This window comes from Bradyrhizobium sp. SZCCHNR1015 (assembly GCF_032489875.1).
In the GTDB taxonomy this organism is placed as follows: Bacteria; Pseudomonadota; Alphaproteobacteria; order Rhizobiales; family Xanthobacteraceae; genus Bradyrhizobium.
Window position 1 is genome coordinate 26,822 of sequence record NZ_JAUEYW010000016.1, and the last position, 14,598, is coordinate 41,419.

Sequence of the window (14,598 nt, forward strand, 5' to 3'; positions counted from 1 at the left end):
CATGGCCTTGGGACCGATGATCAGCACTGCCAAGCAGCGGCTCAAGGGCGGCGTCAACCAGGCGCTCAGCGCTCTCGGCTACCGCCTGGTCCGGGCCGACACGTTCGACCGCCTGAACGGGCACCTCAGTCCTGACGCAGCCCCCGCAGACAAGAACGGCACGGCGCAGCCGCGCCGGCTGACGCTCGTGCCGGCCGCGAACAGCGCTCCACCGCTGTGCACGGCCCATGCACCGAAGTTCGATCCGCACAAGACGCCGAGCCAGCTCGCCGACAAGATCGTCGCCTTCCAGCAGAACGGCGTCACGGTGATCGGCACGAATCCGGAAAAGGCGGCCATGTTCCGGGAAACCGAGAGCTTCGACCGCGACGTCAGCAATCGCCACTCGGCGTGGGACTGGGCCGGCAACAGTGTCGCTTCCTACACGCAGGATCTGCAGACCGGGATGCCGTCGGCCGCCCTCGTCGACTATCTGCATCAGCTGTTCAGCGGCGGCGATTTCGACTCGTTCTTCCGCGGCGTGCTCGGCTGTCCTGCCAAGGTCGCCAACGTCCGGCTGGTGCGCTCGAAGCCGCATGTGACCGAGGGCGTCGGCCCCCAGGAATGGCACAGCGACCACTGTCCCGCCGGCGTCATTCGCGGCGTGCTCTATCTCTGCGATGTCGACGAGCAGACCGGTCCGTTCCAGTATCGCGACGCCAATTACCGGGAGCACACGGTTCTGGGCAAGACCGGCGATCTGCTGGTGTTCGATGCAACCCGCCTCATGCATCGCGGCAGCCCGCCGTCGCACAAGACGCGCTCCGCGATCGATCTGGTCTTCATGCCGCGCATGCCCGACGAGGAGATGACGATCATGGTCGCCGGCATGAACCACTGGCCGGCGGACCCGTTCTTCGTCAAGCCGCCGAAGGAGCGGCCCGCGGACGTCCACGACGCGCTGGCCGACGGACGCCGCGCTGCCAACCTCTATTGACGCATGGCCGCCCGCTTGCACCAGGGATGGAGGACGGCTAAGCCAGGAGGCAGCAGGTGGGCTTGCGCGCGACGGCGCGCTCACCGCCGATGTCGACCTCTGGATGGCCATGCGCGGGATCGCTCGGAGATTTCGGATGTTCATCCCGTTGCGGCCGATGCATGCGGAGACGCCGCCGTCACCGAGCGCGCAATCCCGTCCCGGCATGACGCCGCCTGCCTGGCGTTGCCAGGCGAACACCTCTCTTCTCTTCGGCGCAGCGCCATGTCTGCGCCATCCCTCAAGGTCGTTTTGCGGTCATCGAACAGCGCCGCGTTGGAGATTTGAATGCTGCAACCGTTGAAGAATGCGCTCGCCACCTCGCTGCCGCCGGACGTGCTGTACTGGATGCGCTCGGTCAAACGAGCGATCCTGTTCCAGCCGCCGCTGCCCTGGCCCCATGGAAACGGCAGCAGCAGCGCCAGCGTGCAGGACAGGCTTCCGGCCGTGGCGATCGCAGCCCCGTCCGTCGACGCGGTCGATGACGGACGCATCATCCAGGACATCGCGCTGGAGAAATACAGCGCGCGGCAGCTTCCCTCGCCCGGCGCCTATTACAGCTATGCCGACGTGCTGATCCTGCCGGCACAGGAGATCGCCAAGACGCTCACGCTGTGCGTCCAGTATATCAACAGCGCCCATGTGAACGGCGACATCGCCGAGTTCGGCACGATGGGCGGCTTCAGCGCCCGCGCGATCGCCACCTCGATGGTGTTCGACCTGCAGCGCCAGCCGCTCGGCAAGAGCGCGTCCGGGGAAAACCCGTTCCGCATCCTGCGCCTGTTCGACAGCTTCGAGGGCCTTCCCGAGATCACCTCGCCGGTCGACCAGGGCGCGCCGCACGTCATCTCCGGCGCGTGGGCCAAGGGCGGCTGCAAGGTGCTGGCCGCGCCACAGCTGAGCGCGCTGATCGGCAAGATCATTCCGCCGCACCGCTTTCAACTCTACGAAGGCTGGTTCGCCGACACCGTGAAGACGCTGCCGCCCGAGACGCGGTTCGCGATGATCCATTTCGACGGCGACCTCTACCAGTCGACCATGGATGCGCTCGTCCCGCTGTTCGAGCGCGGCATGATCTCGACCGGCGCCGTCATCTGCTTCGACGACTGGAATGCCAATCGCGCCATTCCGACCACGGGCGAACGGCAGGCCTGGAAGGAGCTGGTCGAGATGTTCGCGATCGAGGCGTCCAACGGCGGCGACTATTCGGTCGGCGGCACCCGCTTCATCATCCACGCCTATCGCGGCATCCCGGCCGATCCGGTTTGATCCTGCTTACCGCGGCGGCTGCCGGGCAGGCCCCAGGAGGTCGTCGATGGCGTGGCGCGCCAAGAAGATCGAGGCGGGCACCGTGAGGTGCCCGGGATCGAAAGCCGTCAGTTGCGAGCCGCCGGGGCCGATGCGGCTGAGACAGCCTTCGTCGTTGCAGAACACGTCGCGGACGGAGATGAATTCGATATCGAGCTGACGCGTCAGCTCGCGGAACAGCGCGTCGCGGCCGCGCGTCCATTCGTCATTGGAGCGGAACAGCGTCCGCTCCGGCAACACGGTTCCGGTCTGCCGGTAGTAGTCGAGCACGTTGTGCGACAGGCCGACGCCCTGCCAGCTCGGCGGCGGTCCCATCAGCACGATCTTCGCAATGCCGTTGGCCCTGAGCTGCGCGACCGTGCGCGGCAGATCCTCGCGCAGCACGGACTCGGCGTGGCCCCAGGTCGCGTCGAGGATGACGACGTCGGGCCGGAGACGGCCGATCCGCAGCACGACGTCGTCGTTGATGCTCTTGCAGAACGGGCGGGCCTCCAAGGTATAGCCGATCAGCGGCGGACAGGCGGAGGCCGTATATTGCGCGACGTCATAGCCGCGCTCTGTCGAGAGATGCAGCATCCCCGGATACAGCGCCGCGCCGTAGGAATCGCCCCAGATCAGCAGCAGCGGCCGGCGCCCCTGCCCAGCGCAGTCGGCGCCGAATGCGGAGGCCGGCTGCAGCAGCAGCAGGCAGCGGCCACGGCGCCAGTGCGAGGAGGTCTCGGAGCCCGAGAGCATGAAGCCCCTGATCTCCGGCGCGAACCGGACCGGCAGGCCGCGCGTGCTTGTCGCCGCGACACCGATCGGGACCAGGGCTGCCATCGCCGCCAGCAACGGCCCCACCCGCCACGCGACGGGCGCGGCTCCGAACCTGATCGGCAGCTCGATGAAGCGATAGGTGAGGAAGGCCAGCACGGTGCTCAGCCCGAGCACCGCGAGCAGGATCCACGCCGGAACCGCTCCGCCGAACTGCAGCTTGGTGAAGGCGATCAGCGGGAAGTGCCAGAGATAGAGCGGGTAGCTGATCAGGCCGACGAACACTAGCGCGGGCCACGCCAACACCCGCTGAACCGGCGTGTCGCCGGCCGCAATCAGGGCCATGGTCGCCAGGACGGGGATGGTGGTGCGAATGCCGGGCCAGGGCGAGGTGGCGCCGAACGCGAAGAAGGCGACGGCGAGGCCCGCCACGCCGACAGCCGCGAGGATGTTGCTGGTCGCCGCACCGATCGGACGATCGGCCCGCCGGCGCAGCCACACCGCCAGGAGCGAGCCTGCCAGCAGCTCCCAGCCGCGCGTGGTCGGCGAATAGAAGGCCCACGCCGCCTCCCTTGCGGGGGTCGACAGACAGACCGCGAGGGATCCGAGCCCGAGCGCGGCCACGATGGCCGCCTTCCGCGACGGCCATCGGGCGATCAGCACGAACATTGCGGGCCAGACGATGTAGTACTGCTCCTCGATGCCGAGCGACCACAGGTGCAGCAGCGGGAGGCGCTCCGCGCCCGGATCGAAATAGCCCACGATCCGCTCGTGCAGCATGAAGTTCTCGATGAAGGCGGCGGCGCCCTTGATGTTGGATCCGAGCGCTTCCATCTCGGCGACCGGGAAGACGAACCAGGCGATCGCGAACGTCGCCAGCACGACGGTGATGAGAGCCGGGAAGATCCGGAGGATGCGACGGGCGTAGAAGGTCACGAAGCTGAAGCTCTTGTCCGCGCACTGCCGATCGATGATGCCCGTGATCAGATAGCCCGAGATGACGAAGAACACGTCGACGCCCGCGAAACCGCCGGGCAGCAGCCGCGGGAAGGCGTGAAAGACGAGCACGGCGATGACGGCGACCGCGCGCAGGCCGTCGATGTCGGGACGATAGAGCAGCGCGTGCGCCCGGCTGATCGGCCGCTCGTGGCGATCCGCTGCGGCCGCAGGGTCAAGGCTTTCGATGATCGCCATTCTCACGCATTCCCTGAAACGCTCGCGTCCTTTCCAGAGCGCCAACGAGGTCGCGGGTGAAATCGGCCGCGCCCCTGGCGTCGAGATGACCCCCGCCATCCCAGCTCGAATAGTCGGTCCGCGCCGGCGTCGCCGTCTCGACGCCGATGGCATCCGCAATCTCACGAACCTGGGTCAGGCAGCCGTGAAAATTCGGAACGAAGGTCAGAACCACGGGCGCGCCGAGCGACTGCACGAAGTCACGCGCATTGGCGATCACGTCGGGCGTGGTGTGACAGTCGGGATCGCGCGTCATCTTCACGCCCGGATTGCCGTCGGCGAGAAAGCGCGGAAACGTGCTCATGTCGGCGGCGCCGGTGCGGTCATCGCGGTCGAAGCGCGGCAGCGGTCCGGATCGCGGGCCGGTGAGTGCCTCGCGCAAATGCCGCGTCGCGTCCTCGAACCGCCAGCGCAGATTGCGCCGGATGATCTCGTAGGTCGCGCCGTAGCGGCTGAGCTTCGTGCTCGGGATCGGACGGACGTCGGCGCCGAACGCGCGGGTCAGATTGCGGTGGAAGAAGTTGCCGCCGCCGCCGCCATCGTCGGCGTTCAAGATCCACAGGCGCGGATGGAGGTGATACTTCAGCGCGATCTGCCGTGCGAACTCGCCGCTGGCAACGCCGACGAACGCCATGTTGTAGAACTTCAGGCCGTAGGGCTGCTCGAGGCGCTCGCGCATGACGGTCTCGTCGAGCGCAAACGACACCAGGGATGAGCCGAGGATGATGACGTCGGCCTGGCGGGCATTGTCGATCGACCGGCCGATGCCATGGTAGAACAGATCCTGGTCCTGGATCTCGGTGACCCTGTCGCCACCGAAATTGCGGTACCATGACCGATCACCCGGCCTGCTGATCGCACTGAAATGGTCGCCTCCCTGCGCGGCGAGCCAGACGCCGAGGCCACCCAGCATCGCCGCCGTCAGTCCGAGCAGGCAGCCGAGATAGCGGCGCCCTGCCCGGCCGACGCCGTCCCCGGCCTCATGCCCGGCCCAACCGGTCTGCTCTGTCCGACGATCCATGGCGACCACGGGCGAACGACGCGACTATTTGTCGAAGCCAGGCAACACCTCAAGCGCCTGTCTGGCAATGAAGAGGGAGCCGGGATAGGTCAAATGGCCGCTGTCATACGCGGTCAGGTCCGATCCGTCCGCGCCGATCCGGGCCAGACAGCCGTCGTCGTTGCACATCATGCGGCGTGCCGAGATGTACTGGATGCCGACACGCTGCGCCTGCGCCTGGAGGAACTCATCGAGCGCCCGCGTCCAATTGTCGTTGGAACGGAATTTGGTGCGCGCCGGCAGCAGCGAATGCGTGCGGAAATAATAATCGAGGATGTTCGCCGGCAGGCTTTCGCCAAGCCAGGTCGCCGGCGGCCCGAGCAGGACGATTCTCGGGACATTGAGCTCCTTCAATGCCGCGACCGTTCTGTCCAGCCCATTACGCAGGTCGTCCGCACCATAGCTCCAGGTCGAATAGAACAGGACCAGATCCGGCTTCAGCTCGGCGACCTTCTGGATGACGAAGTCGTTCGCGCCCTTGCAGAACCGCCGTTCCGGATGGACGAAACCGAGCAGCGGCGGACAGGCCGAGGCGGTGTATTCCGCGACCTCGAATCCCCGCTCAGCGCCGAAATGAGCAAGTCCCGGATAGAGCGAGGCCGCATAGGAGTCGCCCCAGACCAGGATGAGGGGATGGCGGCCGGTGCCGGCGCATTCTGGTGAGAATTCGGACGCGCTCTGATCCGGCTTCAGCAGGCATTTGTCGGACCGCCAGAAGCGGGCAGTCTCGCTCCCGTCCAGCATGAAGCCGCGAAGCTCGGCGGGAATGCGCGCCGGCATGCCATTGGTGCGGTCGGCCACCACGCCGACGATGCCGAGCGCGACCATGCCGCCGACGAGTCCGCCGACCTTGAGCGGCACCAAACGCCGGCCGAAACGGATCGGCCGCTCGATGAAGCGGTAGGTGGCCCAGGCAAGCACCATGCTGGCCACGATGATCGCGAGCATGATCCACACCGGCACCGCATCGATGAACTGGATGCGCGCATAGGCCATCAGCGGGTAGTGCCAGAGATAGAGCGGATAGCTGATCAGGCCGACGAACACGGCCGGTGTCGACGACAGCACATAACGATGCACCAGCGTGCCGCTGGTCGCGATCAGGGCGGCCGCGCCCAGCACCGGCAGCAACGTGTGAACGCCCGGATGCGGCGTGAGCCGACCGTAGCGCCAGAAGGCGAACACGATCGCGAGCATCGCGGCCAGCGCGACGAGCTCGCGGACGAGCGGGACATCGATCAGCGGCCGCGGACCGGCCTCGGCACTGCGCCCATTGACCCAGAGCGCCAGTCCCGAGCCGACCAAGAGCTCCCACGCCCGTGTCACCGGCAGATAGAACGCATACTCCGGCGCGCGCGGCTGCACGATGAGGCAGGCAACGAACGATGCCGCCGCCAGCGCGACCGTGATCGCGAGGCTCCTGCGCCGCCATGAGCCGATCAGCATCAGCAGCAGCGGCCAGACGATGTAGTATTGCTCCTCGATCGCCAGCGACCACAGATGCAGCAGCGGCTTCTTGTCGGCGGCGAGGTCGAAATAGCCGACCTGCCCGAGCAGGATGAAGTTCTGGATGAAGACCGCACCGCCGGCGATGTTGGTGCCGAGCGATTTCAGCTCGCGCGGCGGCAGGAAGAACCAGGCGATCAGGAAGGTGACCAGCACCACCGTGATCAGCGCCGGAAAGATGCGGCGGATCCGGCGGGCATAGAAATCGGCGATGCTGAACCTGTTCGACAGCATCTGCTTGTGGATGATCCCGGTGATCAGATAGCCGGAGATGACGAAGAAGATGTCGACGCCGTAGAAGCCGCCGGGGACGGCCGCGGGAAACGCGTGGTAGAAGAGAACCGGCAGCACGGCGACGGCGCGCAGGCCGTCGATGTCGGCGCGGTAGCCGAGCGGCGTGGCGCGGGCTTCTTCCAGGGACATGTTCGGTTGGGCGAAGTTCATCGGACCGTTTCGTTTCAGGAGCGATCGAGCAGGGACGCCGCATATTTGTCCAGGAAATAGCGGGACGGCCGTGAATTGCCGAAGAATCCCTGGATGTTCACACATTTTTCCCAGGCATCGTCGACCGGGGGAATGACGGGCGCCCCGGACGACAGATCCAGCACCTCCCGGGTGGTCTCCAGGATCTCGTCGGCGGAGCTCTCGCCGACCGTGAGGCCGGCAGCCTTGACCGTCTCATAGGTCGGGAACGTCCAGCGCCAGGTCTCGGAGGTGACGTCGCTCAACGACAGCATGCGCCCCTCGCGCGTATGAACGGGCTTGAGCGAGAAGCGCGTATCCTTCGACCATAACAGGCCGACGGAGCTCAGGGCGTTGACCATGGCGGTCGGGATGCCGAAGCTGGTGGCGACATAGGCAAAGCCCGAGGTCGTGCCGATGAACATGCGCGCGCGGCGCATCAGGTGGATGTCCATCTCCGCCACCTGATCCTCGCTTCGCGCGTAGTCGATCACGCGCGGCATGTCCGGCAGCGGCGGCGCCTTGCGTCCGCCCATCCGGATCACCCAGCCGCCCTGCTGGGTGACGTAACGAACGGTGTCGAGATAGTTGCCGATCGTGGCACTGCGGATCGACTCGCCCGTGCCGAGAGTCTCGCCGCGCGCCTCGGCGTCGCGCATGTGCAGGCAGACGAACCAATCGCCGGGCGCAAGCCCCCATTTCCGGCGCAGCGACTGGTACAGCAGCTCGGTCCTGTCGTCCGCCTGAATGCGCGCGTCATAGATGTCGCGCAACGGAAAACCCCTGCCGTCGCGCTCCCACTGCTGGAGAGCCATCGCGCCGGCATCGTTCCAATACATCGTCCGGCCGTCCTCGAACTGGAAGGCCTGATGCGAGTCACCGAGGAAAGGCGTCAGGCTGGCAAGCTCGTGCCAGACGCCGGCGCTGACGTTCTCGCCCAGGGTGAGCGTCGGACAGATGTCCGAGAACAGCGACAGGAACGGCTTGTTGGCGATCCGATCCTTGTAGGCGAGCAGGACCGGCTGTCCCTTCCACCAGCCCATGCTCCGCATCATCAGGTGCACGTTCAGATGACCATTGTGACCGATCAGCGCGCTCCAATCGGGTGAAAGCAATCTGACATCGCCGAGCTCGACGCCGACCCCGTCCAGCACCCGCTTCAACTCGGCGGACGGCTTCGGAAGCTGACGGCGAAGGCGACGCTGCGTGTCCAGACCGCGGCTGTACACGACAGGGACCTTGTCTCCTTCCCCGTTGTGGTAAGTCCTGAGCAGAAGTTCGCGATAGGCATAGAACAGGTAGATGTCCAGACAGACCCTGCGATCAGGCAGATAGCTTGGAAGGCTTTCCCAGTACTGCCCGGACTCGTCCAGCTTTCGAAGGACGCCCGTCGAATCGACGAGACCGAGTTCCTGCATCAGGCGAACGATCACCTCGCGGTCGCGGAAGAAATAAGGAATGAATTGCTCGGCCGAAACGTCCCTCGGAACGTGATCGAACTCGACACGCCCGCGAAAAGCCCGTTCCTCATATTGAAAGTTGCGATGCTCCAACATCATCCGGACGAAGGTCCGCATCGCCGGCGACCCCTCGGCAACATGCTGCCAGTCAAGAAAATGGATCTGCGTCAGCATATCCATCGAGTAGCCGTCACCGACGACGCCCGTTCCTTGCAAGGCGAGCTCGGCGATCGGGCGCTCCCCGTCCCACGTCAACCGGCGAAACAGCGGGAGCGCTTCCTTCCGGTGCCCCGCGAGTAGAAGATAAAATGCAACCTCGCTCGGGTAGCGCTGCCAAACGGAGCTGTTGAAGATCCAGGGCAGGTGCCTGCCCACGAAAGGACCGCAGAAAAAGACGAAGTGGCGGTCCAGGCCCGGATGCTGGAAGAAATGGCGGAATTGTACCGTCAGCAAAAATCTCGCCCTGAAGGGCAGCACCGTGAATGCCAGATTGCGCAGAAAATGCCGGCCCGGGAGCCGCGCGAGAAGGCGCAACAGAGGATAATATCGGCCGAATTTACGTTCCGCGCGAGTCAGGTCGCGGACCGGAGCGCTGCCGACGGGCCCGCCCTCGGTCGAAATGGTGTCGAGCGGCAAACGGCACCTCCGGCGCAACCTCGGAAACAGCCCGCAACGATTACTGTGAAGGCCCGACCCGATCAACCCGAATCGGGCGGAACAGGCCGGCACGCCTTGGTTCAATCGAGCGAAGCACTGCCGCCGGACTTGCCGACACCCCAGGAGCCCTGCCCCGCTCTCGCGAGCCCAACAGCCGCCTGGACGCCCCGTCCGAGAGCTGCCTGCCATCCTTGAGGGCAGCGGTCCGTTCAAGTCTCCTCCCCTGACAGGCCGCGAACGCTTGGACTGGCGGCCGACCGACTCGCGCTCTATGCTCCTGCCACGCCTGGGCGCAATCCCTGTCTGGTCTGGAACGCTGGCAGGCCCGTTTCAATGCCGGACAGTCGGGCCGCAGAAGTGCTGCGCCGGTGAAATCTTCGATATCGTCATGGGGCCTTGGAAATGCTCTTCGAGTCCGTCCACTCAAATCCAGCCGGGCATTCCGCGCCACGTCAACGCAGTCTGGTACAATCGTTGAAGTCGAACCTCGCCGGCCGCGCCGCGAGGGCGATCGGCTGGTTTCTGAATGCAGCCGGGCAGGAACGGGCGGAATCGTTGAAAGACCTGATCTTCGCCCTGTTGACTTTCAAACAGGCCTTCATGGTGGCGCTCGTCTTTCACCGCTATGCACATCGGAACGAGTTTGACCGGCAATTTCGCTATTTCTGCGGTCCCGACATCGAAAAGGAGATGCAATGGGTGCTGACCCGCGGCCACTCGGGTCAGTACTGCAACGAGCTGATCCTGTTCCTTCTCATGTGCGAGAAGGAGAAGCGCGTTCTGGAGCTGTTTCCCAAAATCGACTGGGAGCGGGTCGATGACGAGTTCATGGAGGCGCTCGGCAAGCTGACGAAAAAGCTGACGTCCGGCTACTTCATGGAGCTGCTGGCGCAGGCCCACACCATCAATTGGACCGCGCTTCGTCCGCAGGACCTGCGCCGGTTTGCCGAGCTGATCAAGATCATGCTGGAGCACCGGAACTTCCGCTTCGAGCAGACGTCCTTCGAAGGACGGCAATACGATGCGCGCAGGGATGGCGAACCCGAGCTGTTCGAAGCACCGCTCGACCGCTACGTTCCCGACTTCTTCTGCGACAAGGAGCTGATCGAGACCCTCGTCACTCAGCTCGGTCTCCCGCGGCACGACGATATCCTCGTCGCACGCGAGGAGCGCGGCCAATACTGGGAGCGCTTCCCCGCCGACCATCCGCAGCGCAAGGTGCTGTCGGAGATCAACCTGTTCTACGCCTATCGCCACCTCCTGCTGACGACATATCACAGCGGCGAGGGCTTCCATGTCCCGCAGGTCTACACCAAGCTGACGGAGACACAGAAGCGGTTGCGCCGTCATCTTCCCGCGCCCAGCGCCGAGCTCAAGGCCCTTCTCAAGAAGCTCGACACGGATCTGTCGGACGTCAGGCTGCTCTCTCCGGACTGGAGCGCGTTGATCGGCCATAACGGCCATCTCAACGTTCATCTGATGATGCGCGAAATGGGGTGGTGGCAGGGCCAGCCGGTGCTGCTGGCCTACAAGGACCGGATCGCCAACAAGCCGTTCCTGTCGCTGTTCTCCGAGATCTGTCCGACGCTCACCCTGGGCGAGAACGTCACCGCCGGAGTCTGGCACGAACTCGCCAGCCTCACCCCGTTCATTGGCGACTCCCACCAGGCCTTCCGCTTCGAGGACGGACGTGCGGTGTACTGGAACGATGCGGGCTCACTCGCGCTCAAGCAGTGGGAAAGCCGGCAGCGAAGCTTTCCGCTGCGCGACATCTACGACCGCCGCCTGCTTGCCGACAACCGCGTCGAGCAGACGTACCAGGACTACCGGCGCAGGTGGGGGATGGCGGACGGCGACTGGTTCGTCTGCCTGCACGTGCGGGATGCCCAGACCCGGAATGATACCGAAGGCGTCGGCGAATCCATCCGCAACGCGTCGCTCGCGAGCTATCTCGATGCGGTCCGCCACATCACCGAATGCGGCGGATGGGTTGTCCGGATGGGCGGTCGCAAAGTGCCGCCGTTCCCGCAAATGGAACGCGTGGTGGACTACGCCCGCAGCGACGATGCATTTCCGGAGATGGACATTCACTTGATGCGCCGTGCGCGCATGTTCATCGGCACGACCTCCGGCTTCGCCTATGTGGCAAGCAGCTTCGGCATCCCGACTGCGATGGTAAATGCATTGAGTTCGATCGGCCTGCTGTGGTCGACGGACACCCGCTTTGCGCTCAAGCCGGTGCACAGGGCGGACGGCCAGATGCTTTCGCTGAGCGAATGGACCTCGGAGGAGTATCGCTGGGCTTACCCGACCCATGAATCCATGGCGCGTGCCAAACTCGTCGTGAGCGAGAGCAGCTCGGACGAAATCCTGGAAACCGTGCGCGAGGTGCTCGAAATCTCCGATCCCCGGCGGAAAGGACCCGCCCCCGGCGTGGACGGCAAATGGGAGCGTCACGTCCAGGTGCCGGGCTTCTTCGGCAGTTCGCGGCCGAGCAAATATTTCCTCGAGAAATACGCTCAAGACCTGCTGAGAGAACCGTGAGGACAGCGCGATGCATCAAGCGATGCCGCCCGGACCAGGCGCGCACCTGACGACGCAGGCCGCGAACAGTTGGGCCGCGCTGCCAGACTAACGTTGTCGCGCCACAGCGACCTCGGGAAGGCTCCTCGCCGCCGGGGCCGCTCCAGGCACCAGGAATGCGCTTTCGTACTTCGCGAGATAGTGGGCACTGATCGTGCCGCCGCCGTAATAGTGAGGCAGCACAAGCTGCTCCCTCCAGAGCGACAGGAGTTGCTGCGAGGCGGTGTTGGCCGCACGTCCGCAAGCGAGATCGACGACCTCTTCGACGACCGCGAGAATTTCGTCTGACGTGTTGTTCGACGGCTGCGCTCCGTTGCGGCTGAGAACGCAGGCGTCGAACAGGCGCCAGCGCCAGGGGGACGAGGTGAGCTGCGTCTGGGTCAGCATCCTGCCGTCGGCGAGACGCACCGGCTTCAGCGCAAACCGGACAGCGCTGTTCCACAATTGCGGATCCGTGGTGATGCAGTTCACGAGAGCGCACGGAATGCCGAAGCTGATCGCGACATTCGTCAACCCTGACGTCGTGCCGATGAAGGCTCTGGCATTCCGGATGAGGCAGATATCCATCAGTTCGGATCTGAACTTGCTCTGCGCATAATCGATTGCACGGTCGAGCGGTGGAAGTCCGGGTGAATTCGGGCCACCGAGCTTGATCACCCAGCCTCCCCTGCGGGTGATCGCGTGGATGGCATCGAGGTAGGTCTCGATCGGCGCATTGCGATGGGTCTGGCCGGTCCCGTCGACCTCGGAATAGTGAGAACCGTCGCGGGTGTGCAGGCACACGTACCAGTCGTCCGGCTTCATGCCCCAGGATTCGCGCATCCGCCGATAGTCGTCCTGCACCTTCGGCGCCGCCTCGTAGATCCGGTCATACTGGTCGCGCAAGGGATGCCCGCGGCCATCCCGCTCCCACTGCAGCATGGCAAGCGCCCCGGCTTCCTGCCACGGCACGACGTCACCGTTCGGCAGCCGAAACACATTGAAGTTCATGCCGTACCAGCGCTGCAGCGACAGCAGCTCTTCGCCGAGCGCGTGAGAGACGGTCTCGCCGATCACGACGATATCGGCGAACCTTTCGAACAGCCGAAGAAACGCCTTGTTGGCCACGCAATTCGGTCGGACAACGATCAGCGGTCTTCCCGACCACCACCCCAGGTCGCGCATTCGGAACAGGATGTCCAGCATGCCGAGGTGACCAATCTGGGTCGTCCATTCCTCGGGAAGGACCCGCAATTGCTCCAGGGGAATTCCCAACCTGCGCAACAGGTGGCTGGCCTCCGCCGATATGGCCGGCGCCGCCCTGCCGAGCAGCTCCGACTGCGCCGCGAGCGCTCTCGTGAACAGACCGATGCCGATGTCGCCAGAGCCGACATGAGTCACGCGCTGGCCGGTGAAGTTGCAGAGATCGAACAGCCTGCCCGCGGCGCCGCAGGCGAAATCAAGAGGGTTGGGATGATAGTTCCGCGCCGGCCGCGACGCCATGTTCTGGTGAGGACGCATGTAGTCGGGAATACCACGGCATGCCTCCGACATGCATTCGACCGCGCGGGCCTCGTTGCCGACCATGATCTCGAGCATGCTCTTGAGAAAGGTGAGATGTATCTCCGATTCCGACCTTGCCCTCAGATCCAGCTGCGAGGCCAGCCGATAGGCCTTGTCGAACTCCCCGAGCTCGAAGAGCGCGCGAACCATCATGTGCGCCAGTTCCGGCGAGCGGGCTGCGAGCTGATGCTGGAGGACCAGATCATAGGCTTCCCAATCGGCCCCGATCCGAAGCAGCAGTTCCGCTGACAGCATCGGAAAGCTCCGTCTGAGCAATCCCGAAAACCGCAGGTCAGGGTCCTTCGCCAGCAGAGACGCGCAGTGGGCCTGATAGGCCCTTTGCAGCAGGCGGCGGTCGCGAAGTTCTCCGATCTCGAAGAATGCGAGGATCAGGAACGCCAGCCGCGGCGGCAGCAGGCTCAGCAGCCTGGCAGTGCCGACAATCAGGATGCGCGCCCATCGCTGCGGCGCCAGCAGAGACCGCTCTCTCCAACGCGCCGTTTCGGCCGGCAGAGTCTCCAGTGCGTCGAACAGCTCAAGGAGTCCGCGTCTGCGCACAGGGCTCTGCAGAACTAGCGGCTCCTTGAAGCGCTGCATCGGCTACCCCAACTCCATCTCCGGCTCACGGCCAGCCCCCGTTCTCGAACATCCAGACCGCCCTGCGGCAGACCAGGAGAAGGCTATGCCGATTGTCGCCTGTCTCGAATTGGCTTCAGCAATACACGCCGCATGCCGATCGGGCTGTCAAGCCAACCCACGACCAATGAGTATGATGATCCCATGAACCCACTCGGCGATCGGCAGCAGCCCTGCCCTGTCGACAATCAGCAGAATTGTCGACCACAGAGCCAGCCGCTCGAGCGCGAGCCGGCCGATTCCCAGCGAGATGAATACGAAAGCCACAAATCCCGCAAGCAAGGCGTTGAGGAACCCTGCGCCGACCGCAAGAAGAACACAGAAGAGGACCGTGCTCACGCAGACGGTGCGCAAGATCGATCTTAAAACGAGAACCATATCCT

The 14,598-nt window shown here is 64.8% G+C and carries 9 protein-coding genes; 3 read left to right on the forward strand and 6 right to left on the reverse strand.

Going from position 1 to position 14,598, the window contains the following annotated elements; translation table 11 throughout:
- Nucleotide 1 precedes the first annotated feature (1 nt).
- Together QX128_RS25835 and QX128_RS25840 are read left to right on the forward strand one after the other, a co-directional pair.
- Complete coding sequence (locus QX128_RS25835) at nt 2–976, forward strand: hypothetical protein (RefSeq protein ID WP_315805290.1); 975 nt, start codon at nt 2–4, stop codon at nt 974–976.
- Between the two features lie 327 nt (nt 977–1,303).
- A complete protein-coding gene (locus QX128_RS25840) occupies nt 1,304–2,284 on the forward strand; it encodes a TylF/MycF/NovP-related O-methyltransferase (RefSeq protein ID WP_316238885.1) in 981 nt (326 codons plus the stop codon).
- 6 nt (nt 2,285–2,290) lie between these two features.
- Here the strand turns inward: QX128_RS25840 and QX128_RS25845 are convergent, their stop codons facing one another.
- Genes QX128_RS25845 through QX128_RS25860 form a run of 4 tightly spaced genes read right to left on the reverse strand, consistent with a single transcriptional unit; the run spans nt 2,291 to nt 9,526 of the window.
- A complete protein-coding gene (locus QX128_RS25845) occupies nt 2,291–4,270 on the reverse strand; it encodes an acyltransferase family protein (protein ID WP_316238886.1) in 1,980 nt (659 codons plus the stop codon).
- Nucleotides 4,248–5,330 carry a hypothetical protein gene (locus tag QX128_RS25850; protein WP_316238887.1) on the reverse strand — a complete coding sequence of 361 codons (1,083 nt, stop codon included), beginning with the start codon at nt 5,328–5,330 and terminating at the stop codon, nt 4,248–4,250. The genes QX128_RS25845 and QX128_RS25850 overlap by 23 nt, the downstream gene beginning before the upstream one ends.
- A 24-nt stretch (nt 5,331–5,354) precedes the next feature.
- Nucleotides 5,355–7,319, reverse strand: coding sequence for an acyltransferase family protein (locus tag QX128_RS25855; RefSeq protein ID WP_316238888.1), 1,965 nt, complete (start codon nt 7,317–7,319; stop codon nt 5,355–5,357).
- A 14-nt stretch (nt 7,320–7,333) separates the two neighbouring features.
- Nucleotides 7,334–9,526: a TIGR04372 family glycosyltransferase gene (locus tag QX128_RS25860; protein ID WP_316238889.1), complete on the reverse strand. Its 2,193-nt coding sequence runs from the start codon at nt 9,524–9,526 to the stop codon at nt 7,334–7,336.
- 402 nt (nt 9,527–9,928) lie between these two features.
- Here QX128_RS25860 and QX128_RS25865 point away from each other — a divergent pair, with 402 nt between their 5' ends.
- Nucleotides 9,929–11,998, forward strand: a complete 2,070-nt coding sequence (locus tag QX128_RS25865) for a TIGR04372 family glycosyltransferase (protein ID WP_316183376.1) — start codon at nt 9,929–9,931, stop codon at nt 11,996–11,998.
- A gap of 87 nt (nt 11,999–12,085) precedes the next feature.
- Here the strand turns inward: QX128_RS25865 and QX128_RS25870 are convergent, their stop codons facing one another.
- Together QX128_RS25870 and QX128_RS25875 are read right to left on the reverse strand one after the other, a co-directional pair.
- Nucleotides 12,086–13,603, reverse strand: coding sequence for a TIGR04372 family glycosyltransferase (locus tag QX128_RS25870; protein ID WP_316238890.1), 1,518 nt, complete (start codon nt 13,601–13,603; stop codon nt 12,086–12,088).
- 720 nt (nt 13,604–14,323) lie between these two features.
- Nucleotides 14,324–14,593 carry a hypothetical protein gene (locus tag QX128_RS25875; RefSeq protein ID WP_315805361.1) on the reverse strand — a complete coding sequence of 90 codons (270 nt, stop codon included), beginning with the start codon at nt 14,591–14,593 and terminating at the stop codon, nt 14,324–14,326.
- Nucleotides 14,594–14,598: the final 5 nt, after the last annotated feature.

What these genes read in the sequence shown, in the direction of transcription:
- QX128_RS25835 (WP_315805290.1), top strand. Translation starts at nt 2, where the DNA reads ATGGCCTTGGGACCGATGATCAGCACTGCCAAGCAGCGGCTCAAGGGC.
- QX128_RS25840 (WP_316238885.1), top strand. Translation starts at nt 1,304, where the DNA reads ATGCTGCAACCGTTGAAGAATGCGCTCGCCACCTCGCTGCCGCCGGAC.
- QX128_RS25845 (WP_316238886.1), bottom strand. Translation starts at nt 4,270, where the DNA reads ATGGCGATCATCGAAAGCCTTGACCCTGCGGCCGCAGCGGATCGCCAC.
- QX128_RS25850 (WP_316238887.1), bottom strand. Translation starts at nt 5,330, where the DNA reads ATGGATCGTCGGACAGAGCAGACCGGTTGGGCCGGGCATGAGGCCGGG.
- QX128_RS25855 (WP_316238888.1), bottom strand. Translation starts at nt 7,319, where the DNA reads ATGAACTTCGCCCAACCGAACATGTCCCTGGAAGAAGCCCGCGCCACG.
- QX128_RS25870 (WP_316238890.1), bottom strand. Translation starts at nt 13,603, where the DNA reads ATGGTCGGCAACGAGGCCCGCGCGGTCGAATGCATGTCGGAGGCATGC.
- QX128_RS25875 (WP_315805361.1), bottom strand. Translation starts at nt 14,593, where the DNA reads ATGGTTCTCGTTTTAAGATCGATCTTGCGCACCGTCTGCGTGAGCACG.